At 64.2% G+C, this 19,346-nt stretch carries 20 protein-coding genes; 11 read left to right on the top strand and 9 right to left on the bottom strand.

What is annotated here, in order from left to right; genetic code table 11:
* Window positions 1-68: 68 nt before the first annotated feature.
* The gene (carA, locus tag ABEJ63_RS09150) at window positions 69-1,133 is read left to right on the top strand and encodes a glutamine-hydrolyzing carbamoyl-phosphate synthase small subunit (protein WP_375796058.1); all 1,065 of its coding nucleotides are present in this window, start codon (window positions 69-71) and stop codon (window positions 1,131-1,133) included.
* A 77-nt stretch (window positions 1,134-1,210) separates the two neighbouring features.
* On the opposite strand, the gene carB is transcribed toward carA, so the two are convergent.
* The 6 genes from carB to ABEJ63_RS09120 form a co-directional block, all read right to left on the bottom strand.
* Entirely contained in the window at window positions 1,211-4,495 is a 3,285-nt protein-coding gene (carB, locus tag ABEJ63_RS09145; protein ID WP_375796057.1) for a carbamoyl-phosphate synthase large subunit, read from the bottom strand.
* A 147-nt stretch (window positions 4,496-4,642) separates the two neighbouring features.
* Window positions 4,643-4,864, bottom strand: coding sequence for a hypothetical protein (locus ABEJ63_RS09140; protein WP_375796056.1), 222 nt, complete (start codon window positions 4,862-4,864; stop codon window positions 4,643-4,645).
* A gap of 127 nt (window positions 4,865-4,991) precedes the next feature.
* Entirely contained in the window at window positions 4,992-5,522 is a 531-nt protein-coding gene (locus tag ABEJ63_RS09135; protein WP_375796055.1) for a DUF5815 family protein, read from the bottom strand.
* A gap of 47 nt (window positions 5,523-5,569) precedes the next feature.
* A complete protein-coding gene (locus ABEJ63_RS09130; protein ID WP_375796054.1) occupies window positions 5,570-6,361 on the bottom strand; it encodes a hypothetical protein in 792 nt (263 codons plus the stop codon).
* Window positions 6,362-6,784: a hypothetical protein gene (locus ABEJ63_RS09125; protein WP_375796053.1), complete on the bottom strand. Its 423-nt coding sequence runs from the start codon at window positions 6,782-6,784 to the stop codon at window positions 6,362-6,364.
* A 51-nt stretch (window positions 6,785-6,835) separates the two neighbouring features.
* Entirely contained in the window at window positions 6,836-8,083 is a 1,248-nt protein-coding gene (locus tag ABEJ63_RS09120; RefSeq protein ID WP_375796052.1) for an NAD(P)/FAD-dependent oxidoreductase, read from the bottom strand.
* Between the two features lie 129 nt (window positions 8,084-8,212).
* Here ABEJ63_RS09120 and ABEJ63_RS09115 point away from each other — a divergent pair, with 129 nt between their 5' ends.
* Window positions 8,213-8,818, top strand: a complete 606-nt coding sequence (locus tag ABEJ63_RS09115; RefSeq protein WP_375796051.1) for a DUF6149 family protein — start codon at window positions 8,213-8,215, stop codon at window positions 8,816-8,818.
* Between the two features lie 6 nt (window positions 8,819-8,824).
* Entirely contained in the window at window positions 8,825-9,589 is a 765-nt protein-coding gene (locus ABEJ63_RS09110; protein WP_375796050.1) for a sulfite exporter TauE/SafE family protein, read from the top strand.
* 24 nt (window positions 9,590-9,613) lie between these two features.
* On the opposite strand, the gene ABEJ63_RS09105 is transcribed toward ABEJ63_RS09110, so the two are convergent.
* Window positions 9,614-10,921: an NAD(P)/FAD-dependent oxidoreductase gene (locus ABEJ63_RS09105; protein ID WP_375796049.1), complete on the bottom strand. Its 1,308-nt coding sequence runs from the start codon at window positions 10,919-10,921 to the stop codon at window positions 9,614-9,616.
* Window positions 10,922-11,030: 109 nt separating this feature from the next.
* Here ABEJ63_RS09105 and ABEJ63_RS09100 point away from each other — a divergent pair, with 109 nt between their 5' ends.
* The 4 genes from ABEJ63_RS09100 (at window position 11,031) to ABEJ63_RS09085 (ending at window position 15,486) form a co-directional block, all read left to right on the top strand.
* A complete protein-coding gene (locus tag ABEJ63_RS09100; RefSeq protein WP_375796048.1) occupies window positions 11,031-11,627 on the top strand; it encodes a DUF2150 family protein in 597 nt (198 codons plus the stop codon).
* Window positions 11,628-11,678: 51 nt separating this feature from the next.
* Window positions 11,679-13,808: an FG-GAP repeat domain-containing protein gene (locus ABEJ63_RS09095; protein ID WP_375796047.1), complete on the top strand. Its 2,130-nt coding sequence runs from the start codon at window positions 11,679-11,681 to the stop codon at window positions 13,806-13,808.
* A gap of 65 nt (window positions 13,809-13,873) precedes the next feature.
* Window positions 13,874-15,211, top strand: coding sequence for a hydroxymethylglutaryl-CoA synthase (gene hmgB, locus ABEJ63_RS09090; RefSeq protein WP_375796046.1), 1,338 nt, complete (start codon window positions 13,874-13,876; stop codon window positions 15,209-15,211).
* 41 nt (window positions 15,212-15,252) lie between these two features.
* Window positions 15,253-15,486 (top strand): hypothetical protein, encoded by a 234-nt coding sequence (locus tag ABEJ63_RS09085; protein ID WP_375796045.1) that lies wholly within the window; start codon window positions 15,253-15,255, stop codon window positions 15,484-15,486.
* Here the strand turns inward: ABEJ63_RS09085 and ABEJ63_RS09080 are convergent, their stop codons facing one another.
* Window positions 15,487-16,209 (bottom strand): helix-turn-helix domain-containing protein, encoded by a 723-nt coding sequence (locus ABEJ63_RS09080; RefSeq protein WP_375796044.1) that lies wholly within the window; start codon window positions 16,207-16,209, stop codon window positions 15,487-15,489.
* Between the two features lie 51 nt (window positions 16,210-16,260).
* Here ABEJ63_RS09080 and ABEJ63_RS09075 point away from each other — a divergent pair, with 51 nt between their 5' ends.
* From ABEJ63_RS09075 to ABEJ63_RS09065, 3 genes are read left to right on the top strand one after another with little or no spacing between them, the layout of a single operon-like run.
* Window positions 16,261-16,941, top strand: a complete 681-nt coding sequence (locus tag ABEJ63_RS09075) for a hypothetical protein (protein ID WP_375796043.1) — start codon at window positions 16,261-16,263, stop codon at window positions 16,939-16,941.
* Window positions 16,941-17,621, top strand: a complete 681-nt coding sequence (locus tag ABEJ63_RS09070; RefSeq protein WP_375796042.1) for a metal-dependent hydrolase — start codon at window positions 16,941-16,943, stop codon at window positions 17,619-17,621. The genes ABEJ63_RS09075 and ABEJ63_RS09070 overlap by 1 nt, the downstream gene beginning before the upstream one ends.
* The gene (locus ABEJ63_RS09065) at window positions 17,618-18,094 is read left to right on the top strand and encodes a GNAT family N-acetyltransferase (RefSeq protein ID WP_375796041.1); all 477 of its coding nucleotides are present in this window, start codon (window positions 17,618-17,620) and stop codon (window positions 18,092-18,094) included. Before ABEJ63_RS09070 ends, ABEJ63_RS09065 begins: the two co-directional genes overlap by 4 nt.
* On the opposite strand, the gene ABEJ63_RS09060 is transcribed toward ABEJ63_RS09065, so the two are convergent.
* The gene (locus ABEJ63_RS09060) at window positions 18,089-18,631 is read right to left on the bottom strand and encodes a transporter (RefSeq protein WP_375796040.1); all 543 of its coding nucleotides are present in this window, start codon (window positions 18,629-18,631) and stop codon (window positions 18,089-18,091) included. The genes ABEJ63_RS09065 and ABEJ63_RS09060 overlap by 6 nt on opposite strands.
* Window positions 18,632-19,186: 555 nt before the next feature.
* On the opposite strand from ABEJ63_RS09060, the gene ABEJ63_RS09055 reads away from it, so the two are divergent.
* Window positions 19,187-19,330: a hypothetical protein gene (locus ABEJ63_RS09055; RefSeq protein WP_375796039.1), complete on the top strand. Its 144-nt coding sequence runs from the start codon at window positions 19,187-19,189 to the stop codon at window positions 19,328-19,330.
* Window positions 19,331-19,346 lie beyond the last annotated feature (16 nt).

The raw sequence follows: 19,346 nt of genomic DNA, 5'->3' as shown, positions 1-19,346 counted from the left end.
CGATTACGAATTTCGTAATGAATCTTCGAACCGAAGCGTTAAGACCCGAGAGTGATACGAGACTCGTAATGACGACTGCGTACATTGCGCTAGAGGACGGTCGTGTCGTGGAGGCCCGTTCGCGTGCACCGGGCCGCTCGCGGGGCGAACTCGTGTTCACGACGGCGTACACAGGATATGAGGAGTCGCTCACCGACCCGAGTTACGAGGAACAGGTCCTGACGTTCTCGTACCCGCTTATCGGCAACTATGGTGTTCGCTCTGAGCGGTTCGAGTCCGAGCGTGTCCATCCACGGGCCGTCGTCGCCCGCGAACTCACTGACGACGTTGCTGAGTGGCTCACCGAGGAGGGTGTTCCCGCCGTCGACCACCTCGATACCCGCGACCTCGTGACGGGTATTCGCGATCAGGGGGCGATGCGCTGTGGCGTCGCGGCCGGCCCGGACGCCACCCCCGAAGCGGCCCGCGAGGAACTGTCCGAGTGCAAGGGGATGAGCGAGCATACCGACATCGGCGCGCAGGTGTCCGTCGGCGAACCCCAGACAGTGAACGCCGACGGCGACGGCCCGCGCGTGTGTCTCATCGACTGCGGCGCGAAAGGTTCTATCCTCGATTCACTGGTCGACCGCGACGCCGTCGTCGACGTGCTCCCGTACGACGCGACTCCCACAGATGTGCGTGACGTGGACCCGGACGTACTGTTCATTTCGAATGGGCCGGGCGACCCGGAGAACTTCACTGCTGCACAAACACTCGTCGACGAACTTGCCGGCGACCTGCCGCTTGCGGGCATCTGTCTCGGCCAGCAAGTCGTTGCTGGCGCGCTCGGGGGCGACACCGAGAAGATGGCGTTCGGCCACCGTGGCGTCAATCAGCCGGTCCGTGACCTCCGCTCCGGCCGCGTCGTCATGACAACCCAGAACCACGGCTACACCGTCTCAGACCCCGGTCCACTCGACGTGACACAGGTGAACGTCAACGACGACACCCCCGAAGGGCTGGAGAGCGACGAACTGGGTGTGCTCACGCGTCAGTACCACCCCGAGGCGAACCCCGGACCCCACGACTCATTGGACTTCTTCGACGATGTCCTTGCGCTGGCTGACGAAGAGGAGCCAGCCCTAGCAGACTGACAACCACGCGGCGTCGCGTCTGAACTCAATCCGTCTCGGTTTCTCTCGACGGTCTGCGCGCAAGCGAGAATGACGCGCTACTGGCCCCAGTCGCGCCGCTCGGTTGGCCGCTCGCCCAGCGCCATCACGTCGAGTGGCTCGTCGGCCGTCTCCACCGCCTCGAGCGCCGCACGCGCGCTTGGCACCGTCGAGAAGTAGGTAATCTCCTCGTCGACAGCCACCTCCAGCAGGTCGCGGTCGCGCGAGAGGATGAGGTCGATCTCGCCGGCCTGAACCGCTGCGGTCAGGTCGTCGTAATCGGCCGGCGTCGTGTGCTCAAAGTTACGCGCGACGGCCTCGTCGATGTCTGACAGATCCTCGTTCTTCTGGGAGAGCCCCCGTAGCGTCTCAAGATCGACCAACGCCGTTCCGTCACGAGGAATCGGCTTCCCGACGGCATCCTGGGCTTTCAGATATGCCTTCCCGAACGAGCGGGCAGTGCCCATCACCTCTCCTGTGGACTTCATTTCTGGCCCGAGCCGCGGGTCTGCGCCCGGCAGCCGGTCGAACGGCAAAACGACCTCCTTCACAGAGACGTGCTCGGGGACCTGCTCGTGGACACCGAGTTCCGCGAGGCTGGCGCCGGCCATCACTTTAGCCGCCAGCTTCGCGATGGGGACGCCCGTCGCCTTGGAGACGAACGGGACCGTCCGCGAAGAGCGCGGGTTCGCCTCCAGCACGTACACCTCTTCGCCGCGGACAGCGAGTTGGACGTTCAGCAGACCGACGGTGTCGAGCGCGTGGGCAATATCTTCGGTCACCTCGCGGACGCGAGCGAGCACCTCGTCAGAGAGTGACCGAGGCGGAATCATACAGGCCGAGTCGCCGGAGTGAACGCCCGCGCTTTCGACGTGCTCCATCACCCCGCCGATGAGCACGTCCTCGCCGTCGCTGACGGCGTCGACATCGAGTTCGACGGCATCTGCGAGGAATTCGTCGACGAGAATCGGCTTGTCGGGGGAAACACGAACGGCCTCTTCGATGTACTCCTTCAGTTCCTCGTCAGAGTAGACCACATCCATCGCGCGGCCACCGAGCACGTAGGAGGGCCGCACGAGCACGGGGTAACCGAGATCGCTCGCCAGCGCCAGCGCCTCCGACTCGGAGGTTGCGGTGCCGCCTGCGGGCTGGCTGATGCCCATCTCGTCCATCAGGACGTTGAACCGGTCGCGGTCTTCTGCGAGGTCCATCGCTTCGACGCTCGTCCCGAGAATCTCACAGTCAAGCCCACGGCGGTCGAGCTCGTCGGCCAGCGGCTCGCCCACATTGACTGATGTCTGGCCGCCAAACTGAACCATCACACCGTCGGCGTTCGTTTCCTCGATGACGTCGGCCACCTCCTCTGCAGTCACTGGTTCGAAGAAGAGCCCGTCAGAGGTGTCGTAGTCCGTGGATACCGTCTCGGGGTTGTTGTTCACGACGTGAGCGTCGATGCCCTGCTCGCGGAGCGCGCGTACCGCGTGGACCGCACAGTAGTCGAACTCGACACCTTGGCCGATCCGAATCGGGCCTCCACCCACGACGACGACGCTCTCGACATCGCGGTCGACCTGTACCTCATTGCGCGCAATGTCCGACAGTGGCTCGCGTGCAGAGTAGTAGTAGGGCGTCGAGGCGGCGAACTCGCCAGCACAGGTGTCGACCTGCTTGAACCGGCGCCCGACCGTCGACTCTTCAACGTGCTCGACGGTTGTCTCGCCGCCGTCTGTCGCTACCTCCTCGTCGGGCTCGTCGCCCGTCTCGACGTCGAGAGCGGCCGGCAGCCACGAGGCATGGGTGTCGTTGAACTCGCCGTCAGCCATCGCCGTCACCTCCTGGTTAGTGAAGCCCAGTTCTGTCGCCGGGCCAGGGTCGCCGGCCATCGCCGCCTCGGCGGCCGCCGCGACCTTGCCGAACCGTTCGACGTACCACTCGTGGATGTCGGTCAACTCAACGAGTTCCTCGGTCGTGTACCCGCGGGCGAACGCCTCGAACATCGCGTACGGACGGTCCGGTGTCGCCCGTTCGAGGTAGTCGGTCTCGAGCGTCTCGTCGTCGACCGTCGAAAAGTCAACAGCTGGGTCGTACTCCGAGGAGCGCAGCGCCTTCAACAGCGACTCTTCGAACGTGCGACCGATAGCCATCGCTTCGCCCGTCGACTTCATCGCCGTGCCGAGCTCGAACTCCACATCGCTGAACTTGTCCTTGGGCCAGCGCGGCACCTTCGTCACGACGTAGTCGATAGCCGGCTCGAAGGCAGCGGTCGTCTCGCCGGTGATCTCGTTGTCGATCTCGTGGAGCCGCTTGCCGAGTGCTACCTTCGCGGTGACGCGGGCGATGGGGTAGCCGGTTGCCTTCGACGCCAGCGCCGACGAGCGAGAGACACGCGGATTCACCTCAACGACACGGTACTCACCACCGGGCGTGCCGTCGTCGCGCCACGCGTGCTGGATGTTACAGCCACCTTGAATGCCGAGTTCGCGAATGACCTTCAGCGCGGAGTCGCGCATCGCTTGGTGACCCTTGTCTGGGATAACCTGCGAGGGGGTGACGACGGTCGACTCGCCGGTGTGGATTCCCATCGGGTCGATATTCTCCATATTGCAGATGATGATACAGGAGTCATCGGCGTCGCGCATCACCTCATACTCGAGTTCGACCCACCCCTCGATCGACTCGGTGATGAGCACCTCCGAGTTGCGAGACAGCCGCAACCCCTTCCGAACCCGCTCGACGAGTTCGTCCATGTCGTCGACCACGCCGGAACCGCTCCCGCCCAGTGTGTACGTCGTCCGGGCGATGACCGGGAGACCGCCCACCTCTTCGACAGCCGCTTCGACGCGCTCGCGGAGCCGTGCCTCGTCGAAGTCGGTGACAGACTCGTCCTCGTCCAGCGAGATAGTCGTCGAGGCGGCGACCGGCTCGCCGATGTCTTCCATCCGCTGGCGGAACAGATCCCGGTCCTCCGTCGCGTAAATCGTGTCCAGCGGCGTCCCCATTATCTCGACGTCGTGCTCGTCGAGGACCCCCGCCTCCGCGAGCTCGGCGGTGACGTTCAGCCCAGTCTGCCCGCCCAGCCCCGCGATGACTCCATCGGGGTTTTCCCGCTCGATAATCTCCGCGATGGCCTCGACGGTGATGGGCTCGACGTACACCTTGTCGGCCATCTCGGAGTCGGTCATGATGGTTGCCGGATTCGAGTTCACCAGCACGACCCGCGCGCCCTCCTCCTGGAGTGCCCGGCACGCCTGGGCGCCGGAATAGTCGAACTCGGCTGCCTGTCCGATTTGAATCGGGCCACTGCCGATGAGCAGGATAGTGCGATCCTCGGTCGTGTCGCTCATTACTCGACCCGAGTTCGCACATCGTAATAAGCCCGGCGAACTGTTACGATATTCGCAAAGCAGTTTCGGGTTTCGAATTGCCGACGAACTCGCGAGGGCGATACACGGAGGTGGTGGTCGCCAGCGAGCACTGAGAACATCCGCCCGTCAGTGGTTGATTCGGTACCGGTACGGCTGGTCGCGAATAATTTCGACATCGCCGTACTCGGCCCGCCGGCCAAGTACTGTCGCGACCTGGTGGGGGCTATCGAACTCCTCGCCGTGCTCTTCGAGCACCGCCAGTATCTCGCGGGCCGTCAGCGGCCCGTCCGGGTCGGCCTCCGCGAGCACCGAGCGAATGCGCTCGAACTCGCCTCGGCGTATGCGCATGTGCATACACAACACCCCGAACGACTTATTTACCCGTCAGACACGCGTCAGACAGCTGCCCCGGCCGAACCCGCGGGCGGCGGGCCGACGCACGCGTCGGCTGCGTCCGACAGACTGTGTCACACGCTCACGCGGGCGAGTCATGTTCGCTCTGAAAGTTCCGCTCCTGACGGTACTGCTCGACGAACGCCTCGATGTCGAACTCCAACAGTTGGGATTCGAATTCGGAGACCGCAGTATCGTCGTCTGCGTGGCTCATCGCGTGGTCCATCAACTCCACGAGCAGTTCCACAGCAACCTCGTGGAGCCGCCGGGAGTCGAAGTCAGTCACCCAGATGACAGCATAACCCACCTCGCCGTCGTCGCTGACGTCCGCGGCGACCACCGAATCGGGAAACTCCTCGAGCACGATGCCCATCAGATGGGTCATAGAGAAGGCTCCCTCTGTCGTCGTGTCCACCACGGTCCGGAGGGTATCGACGAGGAACTCGGGGACGAACCGTGAGAGGGGGTGAACGTCGACGACGACAGCATGACGTGCCCCACAGTCGCAGTCGAATCCACGCATTCCCATATCGATGTCGTAGACGGCCTTCTGCTCGCCGCACGGCAACTCGAGCAGTTCGCCCCGTCCACCCGGCACCCGTGGCTCCGGCATACCTGGTCTCGGCACGCGCGACGTAAAAGCGCGTCTACACCAAGGGGTCACTCCGGCTCGGGGAGGTCGTCGGCCCCGAGCGGTGCATCGTACGGATCCGTCTCCTCTGGCTCGTGATCCGGCTCGTCGCCCTCCCGTGTCGCCGCATGATACGCCCGGCCGACGACGCCGGCCGACAACAGACCGCCTACCCCGGCGACAGCGCCGCCAGCCAGCAGGCCGGGCGTTCCAGGGACGTACGAGCCGACGAGCCGCGGCGTCAGGTAGAGAACCACCAGCAATGAGAGGATGCCTGCGAGTTCAGTCCGGCGACCCGACGCCAACTCCCAGGCCCGCTCGAGCGCCTCCCATGGCCCTGCGTCGTCGATGGCGATTGCAGCGTGGGCGAACAGCAGAGAGACGGCGAGGAACACGCCTGGCACGACGAGCGCGAGCAGCCCAAGCGCGACGAGCGTGCGGACGAGACTCCCCACGAGGAAGCCAACAGCCACGGTCGTGACGACACGCCGCGTGGCGGCACTCCGGAGGGCGCTGCCGGTAACGACTCGGAGGGTCACCACTGCGGCGTACTCGGCGACCAGGGCGACGCCGAATACCGTGGCTAAGGCGACCGGATATGAGACGCCCAGCGACAGCGGTGTCGCCGTCGCAGCCGGATCAAGTAGCAGGCTCCCGGTAGAGACATCGGCACGGGCAGCGAGTCGAGCGGCGGCGTCCGCGAGCGTCTGCTGGGCCACCACCGTCGCGGCACCGATGGCGACGAACAGCGGCACGAGGCCGGCGCCGGCGCGGCCGCGCAGCGCAGCAATCGTCTCTCGGAGCGCACGCGGGCCGTCCATCTACGGCCAGTCGTCCCGGTCGTCGGCTCCCTCGCGCTCTTGACGTGTCGTCTCGGGGTCCCCCAGCGTCCATTCGGCGGCTTCAGCCGCCTGCTCGATTGGAAGAAACTCCCAGCCAACCTCCTCGGCGACGTCGGGGTCGTCGCTGTCCGGGACGCCGATGAACACGTGTCGGTCGGTCTCGAACTGCTTTTTCACGTTGCCCAGTGACTCCGCCTTGCCGCGAGGCCCCGAGAAGAAGTCCTGCCGGATGCGGTTCTTCCGTGTAAAGTTCGTCACCACATACGTCGGTTTATCGCTCACGACGCCGACGTACTCGCTCCAGGTCCGGGCGTCGGCAAATACCGCTTCCGGGTCGGCCAGTCGCTTGAGCGCTGCCAGCTCGAATGCGAGCGTCATGTCGGATGAGCCGCCGCCTTGCATAGTTATCTCGTCGGGGGCGCTCCCGGGAGAAAACGCTTCGGAATCCGTCGGTTACTCCGCTTCGACAGCTTCGAACTGGTCGACATCGATGGACTCGGCGAGCAGGAGTTCCTCCTGCCCGCGGACGTCCACCTGGTCGCGGGCGAGCTGTTTCAACGCCGACTGCGGCGCGAGATCACCGATGAGCACACCGCCGATGACCTGCCCGTCTTTGATGGCGACGCGCCGCCACTCCGTGTCGGAGTACTTCCGCTCGACGGTGTTGTCGCCCAGCGTAGGGTGGCCAAACGAGAGGAATGGGAAGTCGAAGTGGGTGATAGAGTACGAGGAGACCCACTCGAAGGTCTCGGCCGGCTCGTCCCAGTCGGCAACCATGTTCTGGCCGGCGACGGAGCCCTGCTCTTTCGCTGAGCCCCACGCGCCGTTCTGGGCCCGCTCGCCAAGCAGGACATCGTGGAATTGGGTAATGTCACCGGCCGCATAGATATCTTCGACGTTCGTCCGCATGTGCTCGTCTGTGTGGATGCCGTTCTCAATGACGAGGTCGGTGTCCTGCAGGAACTCTGTGTTGAAATCGAGCCCGATGGCCGCGCCGACGAACGTTGCTTCGTAGCGGTCACCGTTCGGGTCGACAGCAGCCGACACGTGGCCTTCGTCGTCTGTCTCGAAGTGGTCAACCCCGGAGTCGAACACGGGCGTAACCCCCTTCTCACGGAGCGCGTCGTGGATGATATCGGCGCCCTCCTTCGAGAGCGCGTAGCGCCACCAGCACTCCCCGCGCATCAGATAGTGGGCCTCGACGTCCTGTGCGCCACAGATGGCCGCAAGGTCGATACCGAGCAGTCCAGCGCCAACGACGACACCCTTCTCGGCGCGCCCGGCGTTCTCCTTGATGGCGCGGGCGTCCTCGAACGTCCAGAAGTGGTGGATGCCCTCGGCGTTGGCGTTCTCGACAGGGAGTTGGGTCGGAGTGCCGCCTGTCGCGACCAACAGCTTGTCGTACTCGTAGACGTCGCCGGCGTGTGTGTGAACCTCGTGAGCGTCGGCGTCGACCGTCGTCACGTGGGTGTTGAGTTGAAGATTGATGTCTCGTTCGGCGTACCAGTCCGGGTCGTGGATTGAGACGGGCGCAGCCGGGAGCTTCCCTTTGGCGAACTCTTTGATGAGAATGCGATTGTAGAGGGCCTCCCCCTCGTCAGTGATGACGGTGACGCTGGCGTCCGGGTCTGCCTCCCGAACGGTCTCGGCGGCGGAGCTGCCCGCAATTCCGTCGCCGATGATGACGTACGACGAACTCATGAATCAGGGTTGGTGAGGCCCGTTAATGTGCGTTGTCATCCAAGTATGAAGGTCTTTTACCGTGGTTGAACCGGTCCCCGACGGCCCCCAGGGCGGGGGATTCAAACGGCTTGCCCTCTCAGAACTGGTATGAAGATTAGCCAGAACGTCCGTCACTGGGCCGCAAAGAAGGCACTGACCACACCGGTCATCGGGAGCTACGCCAACGACAAACTGGTTGACCTCCACACGAAGATTTTCCTCGGGAAAGCCGACGAATCCCGCCGCGATGAACGGGAAGCACACCTCGATGACTTCTTCGACGCGACGATGGACACCTACGTTGCCGCCCTGCAGGCCGGCTACCCGGAGGCGGAGGCGCGAGAAATCACGCACATCCAGGCGAACTTCGACTTCTTCAACCACGGCTGGGCGGAGATGATGGAGATCCCCGCCGATGAACTCGAGGAACATTACCGCCGCTACGAGTCGTTCTTCAGCGAGCATGGCATCACTATCGACGACCCACTGGGCGAGTTCCGCCCGGCAGCGGGCATCCGGGAGGCACCCGCAACGCCCGATGCCCTCGAGGATGGCGAATTCGAGAACGCTGTCGCCGGCTTCGCCGACGACGTGTACGTCGACGACGGTGAAACCATCATCCAGGGCGAGAATGCAGTCGAGCCGTCGCCCGACGAGGTGGATGTCTCAGCAGCACCCGGACTGGACGACGACGAGGACGCCACTGCCGACTGACCGTCGGTGGTCGCCCCGCTCGTCATAGTCGCCGGATTCCTCCTCGGGCTGGCCGTCACCTTGCTCGGAGGGGGTGGTGGCGTGTTTTACCTGGCTGTCTTGCTCGTCGTCGTGGAACTCCCGTATGCGGTCGCTGTGCCCACTAGCCTCGCAACGGTCATCGCGACGACGGCGTTTGGCAGTCTCGGCCATGCTCGCCGCGGCAATGTCGCCGCTGACTACGGGCTCGCTGTCGTAGCAGGTGCCGTCGGCGGTGCCTATCTCGGTGCCCGGGTCGTGGGGGCCGTTTCGGAGGGGCTGCTCACGCGGATGTTTGGGGGCTTTCTGGTTGTCGTCGCCGCTCTCCTGTACTTGCTGGACCGGCGACCCGACGCCGTCGGGGCTCCGCCGCCGCTCACACCGCTACGGGCCGTGTTCGCTGTCGGCCTCGGGGCGGCCACCGGCCTGCTGTCGGCGACGTTCGGTATCTCTGGAACGCCGGCCTTGCTGCCGGGCCTGTACGCGCTCGGCTTACCAGCGGCGGCCGTCGTTGGTACGAGCGTTTTCTGCATTCTCGGCGTTTCCATGGCTGGCGTCGCGTGGTACGCGACGTTGCTCGGCGTGCGCTGGGACATCGTCGTGCCGTTCGGCGCGAGTGCAGCGGTGGGCGCGCTCGTCGCGCCACGAATCCTCGATGCGATTCCTGAGGCCCGACTCGAGGCGGGGTACGGACCAGTGCTTGTCGGCGTGACCGCTCTAACGGGTATCGGGTTCCTGCTGGGAATCGTCTGACCGAGCCATGGGCGATCACGCCGGTTATCTGTTCGCTGCCAGCCGGTCGGCTGCCTCGTAACCGGCGACGACTCCGCCGTTGAGCGACCGCTCGGGGTACTGGGCGCGCGAGGCCATCCCCGCATAGTAGAGTCCTCCGGTGACCTCCTCGAGGTCGTAGGGAACCACCATATCGAGGTAGCCTCGCTCATAGATGGGTGCGGTCCGGGGGTTGCGCGCCACGTTCATCCAGTTCACCTGTTCGCGGTCGAATGCCGGAAACAGTTCCGCGACGCCGGCGAGCCAGTGGTCGCGTACCTTGGCGTCAGACATCTGCCAAAGCGGCTCGTCGGTGTCTTGGACGTAGCTCGCACAGTAAAGCAGGTGTTCGCCACCGTACCGTTCGGGCGGCACGAAATTTGTATGCTCGATGAGCGCACCGAACGGCGCCTCGTCGGCAATGTTGAGCCAGTAGGTGTCCGTGACAGCCTCGTCCATCCCAACGACGGCACAAACAGATCCCTGGAAGTCGATATCACACTCGTAGCCAGTCCACCGCTCCAGTAGGTGCGGCATCGTTGAGACGATGACGTCGTCGACATCGTGAACCTGTCTGTCGCCCTCGTGGCCGACGACGATCTCCTCGACCCGTTCGCCGAAGCTGATGTCTTGGACGGGCGTGTCGGTGTGGACGTTCTCGCGGCCGACTGCCTCCACGAGTGCGTCCAGCAGGACGCCGAAGCTACCCTCAAAGTAGCCCAGTCGTTCGCCTTTCGTCAGGTCCCGTTCGCCGCGGAACTGTATCCGGCCGAGCAGCCACGCCGCGCTGACGTCCTCCTTTCGGGAGCCGAACTTCGCGTCCAACAGCGGCTCGAAAAAGTACTCGTAGACACCGCGGGTGGTGTGCTCAAGCAGAAAGTCCTTGATTGGGACGTGTTCGAAGGCCGCGAGGTCGTCGTAGTTATCGAACGAGGGACGGCCGCCACGCACGTCCACCCCAAGGGTGAGCATGCCGAGCCGGAACTTGTCGTAGACGGACAGATGCGGGTAGGCAGCGATCTCCCAGGCGGTATTGAGGGGGTGGACGACGCCATCGACATAGTAGGAGTCGTGGCCCCACCGCCACTCCAGCCGGTCGCCAACGCCAAGTTCCTCAGCGAGTTCGACGATTGTCTCCTCGGTCGCCGAGAGGTGGTGGTAGAACGCTTCGATGCGGTCGCCAGCGGTCTCGTAGGTGGCTGCCAGTCCGCCGACGGTGCCAGACGCCTCGAAAACGGTCGGCTCGTAGCCGTGCTGCTGGAGTCGGTAGGCGGCGGCGAGTCCGGCGATTCCCCCGCCGACGACGGCTATCATACCCACACCTGCCCCGTGGCGGGCATGGGTCTTTCCCTCCGTGGGAGCCGGCCGCACCCGGACCTGTGGCTTGAAACGCTTATACCGCTGGCAACGTGAGCCGAGACACATGAGTGAGAGTGACGGTGATGGCGAGCTACCGGAGGAGTTCTACAGCGAGGACCGGTGGGCCAACTGGCTCGACCGGCTCCGCGATGAAGAGATTGACCCCGAGGACGAAGACTCCGCCCGGCTCCTGCTGAATCTGCAGGATGACGCCGCCATCGCCGTCGCGAAGATCATCACGGCGTTCCAGGATGGCCTGCTCGGCGAGGAGGCCGCACTGGATGAACTCGAGGAGTTCGCCGGTGTGGTGCTCGCCGAGGCAGACATCGAGGATGAGGAGGTGGCGATGCTCGTCGACTCCGTTCAGATGGCGCTGCACTGTGTCGCGGCCGCCGCTGAGATGTTCGTCATCGACGGCGCGCCTGAAGACGGGACCGTCGAGGCAAATATCCAGGCGGCCGTCGACGCCGAGGCCGAGGAAGACCTCGACACAGCCTTCAACTACTGCGCGCAGGCAGGCACGCTCGTCATCGACGGGGCCGACACGGACGTGAGCGGTATCGCCGCCGACCTCGAGTATGGCTACGTCGCCGAGTGGGTCAACGGCCTCGACTCTCTGCAGGATGCCCTCGCGGACCCAGAGGTCGTCGAGGAGGACTGAGGGCCGCGACGTTTTTATCGCCCGGTTGCGAAGCGGAGACGATTCACGAGCATGTTCGGCGTTGACGAGCGAGGACAGTCCGTTGTCATCGGATTCACGCTCGTCTTCGCCATCCTCGTCACGGCTTTCGTCTCTTACCAGGCGGTCATCGTCCCACAGCAGAACGAAGACGCCGAGTTCGAACACTCGCTGTCGGTCCAGAACGACCTCACAGAGGCTCGATCAGCGCTATTGAACAGCGCTTTCGACGGCGATCAACCGTCGGTTGACGTGCAACTTGGCACCCGCTATCCATTCCGGCTGCTCGCGCTCAATCCTGCGCCGGTCAGCGGGACTGTACAGACCACCGAGACGCGGCCCATCTCCGTCACGGAGGGCGGGACTGGTGTTGATGTCTGTCCAGTCGCCAACGGTGACGACACCGACGAGACGCGCCAGTTACGGTACAGCGCTAACTACAATTTCCTCGACAACCCGCCGAGGTTCGCCGTTGAGAATACCGTGGTGTACCGACAGTACGACAGCGCTGCGGTGACCGATTCTGGGCAGAAGCTTGTTGCCGGCGAGCGGATCAATCTCGTCCCGATACGCAATGAGTACGAGGAGAACGGCATCGCCACTGTGTCCGTTGAGTTCGTTCCCGGTGAGATCGAGACGACCGCCGTCACCGACCCCACTGTTCGGGTGCCGACCCGGCTCTCTGAGGAGCGGTGGGAGCAACTGCTCTCTGGCGAGGTAGCCGCCGGTGACGTCACTGTCGACGACAGCGGCACCCCCGACGACCGTACCGACGACGTGCTTGAGTTGACGCTGACGGGCGACTACACCGTCATTTGCACGCCGGTCGGTGTCGGCGGTGACCCGCCGGAGGGCGCCCGCGAGACAATCAGCGACGGCTTCACCGGCGGTGATGGCGGTGGCAGTGGTGCAGACACAGTTAATCCCGCTGGGCCAGACTCGGTGACGCTCCAATCGGCGACGTTCAACCAGAATAGCAATAGCGTCGACCTCACGTTCAAGAACAACGGTGACGAGGACCGGACGTTCAGCCGCGCGCGTGTCGCCTTCTACTACGAAGCAAACAAACAGAGCGAGGTCCAGTCGTTAATTCTGAATGGGAACACGAATGACGAATTCCGGGTCGGTGACGCACTCGAAACAGTCGACGAGAGCGTGACGGTGCCTGCAGGCGGCACCGAGACCATCACGCTGGCAGACTCAGGGATGCGAAAAGACGACCTCTTCGAGTTCGCAGTTGAGTACGACGATGGCTCAAATGCTCGATACTTTGTGGACGTCTCCGACCAGTCCGGCGGTGGACTCGCGCCGCGGCTACCGAGCGAGGTGGTGTACGTGGACGGCGGGGACAGCGCGAGTCTACTCTCGATTGGCTACGACGGCACTACCTCAACGGAATTCGCCACGAAGAACAACAAGGATGTCCTTGGACTCGGAGCGAAAGAGGCGAACATCGACGGTAGCGACGGGGACCTCGAGATTCCCTACGTCAACGGCGACCAAGACCTGCTGTACACTGAAGCTTCGAACAACCAACAGAAAGAACTCGTGAACACCGGCGCTCTGAAGACGCACCTCGGAGTCGGTGATTTCGACGGCGACGGCTCGGAGGAAATCATCTTCGTCGGGAGCAACAACCAGTACATCAAGCACATCGACGTGAATGACGGTGGGACGCCGACTACAATCACCGACCAGAATGGCAACGAGGTGACGGCTTCCAACATTGTTGGTTACGAAGATTTCGACGGCGACGGCGACAAGGACATTATCTACATTAAAGACACGAATGGAAAGATAGCTTACTTCGACGACGGAGTCACGAGCACGGTGAACGCCAAACCATCTGCCGCACTCGCCGTCGGACAGCCAGCGGACTTCGACGGCGACGACGACCTCGACGTGCCGTACAAGGATGGGAGCAACACCATCAGTTACGTTGACATCAGCGGAAACGTCGCCAGTGTCACAACAGATAGTGCGGTGAGTGACGGATCGATTGCGACGGTTCAAAACACCATCGGGACGTCGAACCCGGACGTTGTCTACGTCGACCAGTCACCGAGTGACGGTAGCCTCCGCATTATCGACCTCAGCGATGGCACTGAGCAGCAGTACGACCAGAACGACGAGGATGCACAGACGGGCGTTGGCGCCTCTTGACTGACTTCGACGACCGACGAACTCTTCGTCGTCAGACCCTTATACCAGCCGCGCGAGCCACGAGTATGACCGAAGTCGGAATTGACGCCGTCGAAATCTGGACGGGGAAGCTCAAGTTAGATCTCGCGGAGACGTTCGCGCCGGAGATGGGCGATGACCCGGGCAAGTACACGAAAGGACTCGGACTCTACGAGTCGTCGTTCCCGGACACCTACGAGGATATCGTGACGATGGGTGCGAACGCTTGCAAGCGGCTGATGGAGCGGAAAGGGCTCTCGCCGGAGGATGTCGGCCGTATCGACGTCGCCACGGAGTCATCGTTCGACAACTCCAAACCCATCTCGACATACATCGCAGGCTGTCTTGAGCAGACGTTCGACGGCGACTTCCATCACGCCAACAAAGGCGAGCGGAAGTTCGCCTGCGTCGCCGGCACACAGGCCATCGACGACGCTTACAACTGGATTCGCGCCGGGCGGAACCGTGGCAGGGCGGCCATCGTCGTCGCGACGGACACCGCGCTGTACGCCCGTGGCGACCCCGGCGAGGCAACGCAGGGTGCTGGCGCCGTCGCCATGCTGGTCGACGAGGACCCGAGTCTCGTTTCGCTGTCGGACGCCCAAGGATACGGGAGTGCCGACGAGACGGACTTCCTGAAGCCGAACCAGCAATTCCCCAGCGTCGACGGCAAGCGCTCGGTACAGGTGTATCTCGCACGGATGCGCGAGGCTGTTGAGGACTACGAATCGGTCGCCGGCGACATCCACCCCGACGAACTGGTGTACGCCCCGTTCCACACTCCGTTCCCGGGGATGGTCCGGAAGGCTGGTCTCCTCGCGTACCGGCACATCACACGGGACACGGACATCGAGACGCAGCTGGCCGAAGAGATTGGGATGCAGCCACGTCGTGACGAATTCGACGACGAGGAGGCGTTCCTTGAGGCAGTCAGCGACTACACGGACGCGCTGAAGGAGACGGATCGGTACGCCGAGTGGTACGACACGACGATCGACCCGACGCTCGACATCGCGCGCCACGTTGGCAACTGGTATACTGGTTCGGTCCACGTCGCCCGGATCGCGGCGCTCAAGCGGGCCCGCGACGAGGGCCGCGAGATGACCGACCGGCGACTGCTCGTCGCCTCATACGGGTCGGGCGCCCAGGCGGAGGTCCACCACGAGACGGTCCAGCCCGGCTGGACCGACGAAATCGACGGGCTGAACATCGACGACCAGATTGCCAACCGCTACGACCTCACCTTCGAGGAGTACGAGGAGGTTCACGACGCACACGACCACTCGAAGGATCGCGATTACGAGGAGTTCACGGCCCCCTCCAACGAGTTCGTCTTCGACGGCTGGGGCCGGATGGGGGAACGGAAATACCGCTACGTGGCGTGACCGGGCCGTAGAACTATATCCTCCCGGGCGGACGGTACCGTATGGACGACGAGAAGTACGACCAACTCATCTCGTCGGTGACGCCGATGGAGTCGGCCGACGGCGTGGAGACGTACACGAACACCGTCGCGATGAACTGTCCGGCCTGTGACGAGCCGTTCGACGACGCTGTGGTCTGTACGGACGAATACAACAGCCTCGAGCTATCGCTCGATCTGGACCTGTGCGTGACGACCCACGAGGGCGATGTGGTGCTGTTTACCCACAAACCCTGACTACGGAAGCGCGCGCAGCCCCGCCAGCGTCTCTTCGAGCGGCTGTTCAGTGACGGACAGCGAGTAGCCATCTGCCCGTGCGAGCCGCGGCGCGTGTTCCCACAGCTCCGCCTCCGAGAGCCCGTGGAGGAGGACGGCTGTCGGCGTCGGCGTCGCTACCCGGAGTGCGACCAGCGGCCCCTCGCCGCGGGTGACGCCCGTGAACACGAGCGTCCGGTTGGTCGACTGGCCGTACAGCCGATAGAACTCTTCCGAGGACAGCCGCGAGATGGCCTCCAGCGAATTGATCACCGTGTGGCCAGCAACGGTCCGCGGGCCATCCTCGAGGCTGCCGCCCGCGACCACCTCCGTCGCGTCGACGGCGTCGTAAAAGCGGGCCAGTGGCACTGTCGCAGGGTACTCGCGGAGATCTTGGACGATGTCGGAGTCGAATCCCGCCGAGAGTACGCGGGCGAACTGGCGGAGCCGGTCGCCACCGCGTGTCTCGTCAATATCGAGCAGCCCTTCGACGAACCGCCTGACCACGCCGATTCCCGGCGAATCACGTCGGCCCGACTCGTAGTCGGAGACGACAGACGGCGAGACATCCAGCGTCGACGCGAGTTCGGCACCGGTCACGTCGAACTCCGTGCGCCACTTGCGGAGCGTCGCCCCCGGGTCGTCGCTCATCGTCACCTCGCCGGCGATGTGCTCTGCCAGCTGTCGCCGGGCGCTCCGGTCCATACCGCCCCACTGCGGCGCGGCGCTTAAGCCGTTTCCGCACCCAGCCGGCCTATGCCAACCCCAATCGTCGCCGCCGGCCTTGGGGCGCTCTTGGCGGCTGCCCTCCTCAAGGAGCGGGCCTTCTCTGCGCGAGCGGTGGCCGTCGTGCTCGCGGCGGCAGTCGCTCCCGACCTCGACGCCCTCCTCTGGCTCGTCGATGAGGGGCTCCACAATGCCGCTCTTCACAACATTTGGATCCCGGGTGCAGGCGCGCTGGCCCTCCGATCACGGCGGGGACAGCAATGGCTCCGCGGCCGATTCGGCCCCGACGCCGTCGCTATCGCCTGGGTTGCCGTCGCGGCCTACGCCGCCGCCGTCGCGCTCGATTTGTTCAACGTCGAGAGCGCCGCCGTTCTCTGGCCGCTGCACGACCGCTTCTTCGCCGTTGCGGGTGGTGTCGTCTACAGCACGACCCAGGGGGTCGAGATTACACTTCTCAAGCCCACACTGGCGGGCGGGCCCTGGCTTCCAGGCGCCAGTTACGGGACCGTCGCCGGGAGTTACCGCGTCCCATCGTTTTTCGACCCTGTGGCGGGCCCCGACGGCGGCGCAGCCCGGCGGCTCTTGCTCGTCGGTGCTGGCTGGGAACTGCTCGTGGTGCTCGCGGGAGGTATCGTAGCCGGCGGCCGCCTCGTAGCACGACCGACACTTGAGACAGACGAGGTGGCTGCCGGCGCAGCAGGTGAGGACTGATGCCATCGACGCTCGTGCACGTTGCGTTCGCTCTGCTGTGTGCGGCGGGATTGCTCGGCGACCGATTCACGCGCCGGGCCGCGCTCGCCGTCGCGGCGGCAACCATCATCCCTGATCTGGACGTGTTTGCCTCGCTTGTGGTCGAGTCTACCCATCGTGCGGCGCTCCACAATCTATTCGTGCCGGGTGTGGCCGCGCTGGCCCTCCGATCACGGCGGGGACAGCAATGGCTCCGCGGCCGATTCGGCCCCGACGCTGTCGCCGTTGCCTGGGTCGCGCTATTCGGCTACGTCGTGGCCGGTCTCGGGCTGGACATGTTCACACCGTTGGGGGTTAACCCACTGTACTCGGCCGTTGACCAGTTCGTGGCCGTCGACGGTACGGTTGGCTACTCGACTGACGGCGGCGTCTTCCAGACGTTCCTCGAGACGGGCGAGACGACGAACAGCGATGCCGGCGGTGGTGGCACCGTCGACATCGGGCAGCGCGGCTCCACCAAAGAGGTTCACGTCGCCAGTGGCGTCGACCCGGAGCCTGGTCCAGAATCAGCAGCCGACGAGCGACTATTCCCACTCGTCCAGCGGGGCTGGCAGGTGACGTTACTGCTGGTGGGCGGACTGGTGACGCTGGCGCGACTCCGCACGACACATGAGGCGGGCGCTCTGAGCGACGAGCGATGATACGGCCCTACGAGCCGAGGGATGCTGACGCGCTCTGGGCGCTGAAGCGCGCCTTCGAGACGGGACTCGGCGAGAGCGGCAGCACCGAGAAGGCGGCCGCATACGACGCCAAACTCACCGACCGCTACCGCGAGCGGTGGCTTGCGTGGGTCGACCGGTGTGTCGCCGACGAATCGTGTCTCTTCGTCGCCACGGCCGAGGACGGTCTCGACGGCTACTGTTTTCTGTTGCCCGAGCGGCTCGCGTTCATCTGGGACGCGGCCGTCCTCAACGAACTGTATGTCCGCCCCGAATGCCGCGGCACTGGTCTCGCCGACGACCTGCTGGAGCGGGCACTCGTCCACGCCCGCGAGCAGGACCTCCCGCTTGACCGGCTGGTGCTGGATGTGGACCGCGACAACGAGCGAGCCCGCACCTTCTACGAGCGACACGACTTCAGCCACTGGGGCGAGATGGTCGCCAGAGAACTATAACCGCGCGAGCACAGCGCCCGCCACGCCGAACGTAACCGGGTAGAGCACGCCGGCGAGTACCACTGCCGTCACCGGATCGGGAGCGACGTTCGGCGTCGTGACCGCGAGCAACCCGACAACGCTGAGGACGCCATACCCGAACACGGTCGCTGCGCCGGCCAACGCCGCGTTCGCCGCGTCCATCTCGGCGGCATCAGTGACCCGGCCGACGACACCTCCCGCCGCCGTCAACAACACCGGCGCGAGGAGGTACAACAGCGAGGTAAATCCGTCGTCACCCCCGACGGCATTAACGACGCCCGTCCCAAACAGCCCCAGCTCAACCGTCGTAGACACAAAGTGCGCGTTGAAGAACAACCAGCCGATGGCCTGCCACACCTCGATATTGGCTGCCTGAAACACGGGCGCGAGCAACGATTCGCGGATGCGATCGGCGGCCGCCAGATACATGACCAGATAGCCGACCACCCACGCGGCAGCTCCGGCTGCCGCAGCCACGCCGAACCGGCCCGCCCCCGAGATGGAGTTGTTGGACACGCCGGAGCGTCGACGGCGGAGCCGATGTGTGTTGTGGCCGCCGATTCATCCGCGGCCGCCTCCCACGCACACCATGCGGCAGCCGCCGAACTGTGGTCGTTGTGAACACTCTTTCCTCCGTTCGCTACCCGCCAGTACGGGCGAGGCACTTTGTGGTATCTACGGGTGTCTCATGTGCAGCTCATGACTGGTATCGGATACTGTCCTTGACGATTGGTGTGGTTGCCGCCACGGGCACGTCTCCAGCGGTGTGCCATCGCTTGGAGTGTCTGACTTCGTCGCGGAGCAATGCACACGCGAGCACCTGGGGAACAGAGACATTCTCTTCGGACGGTTGACGAAGGTGGCTAACCTTTTTTGAAGAATTGAGTCGGGGCCAGCATCCACGTACCAGATACTGGAGCGTTGTCGCTGCCCAGATCCACCCTGTGGCCTTCCATTTCTGAATGCCATAAATAAAAAAGTAGGTGCCTGTTTGACCGGCTACATTCTCCGTTCAGTGGCTGTAAACTATCTCCGGGATTGATTCACCCACCCGCCGACCAAGGTGATGTCATGTCCGAGAATGACAGCACGGTCGCGGCGTTCCTTGCAGAGCACCCGAAGATGACTGGCGTCTTGTTCACCGCGATGCTTCTGCTCTCGCAAGCTGGCGGTGTCATCGCCGGCGAAGGCGGAGCTTCCTACCCTGGACCCTAACTGACCGAGCCACTCG

This window comes from Halosegnis sp. (assembly GCF_042216475.1).
Classification (GTDB): domain Archaea; phylum Halobacteriota; class Halobacteria; order Halobacteriales; family Haloarculaceae; genus Halosegnis.
This window is presented reverse-complemented; position numbering and strand designations above follow the sequence as displayed.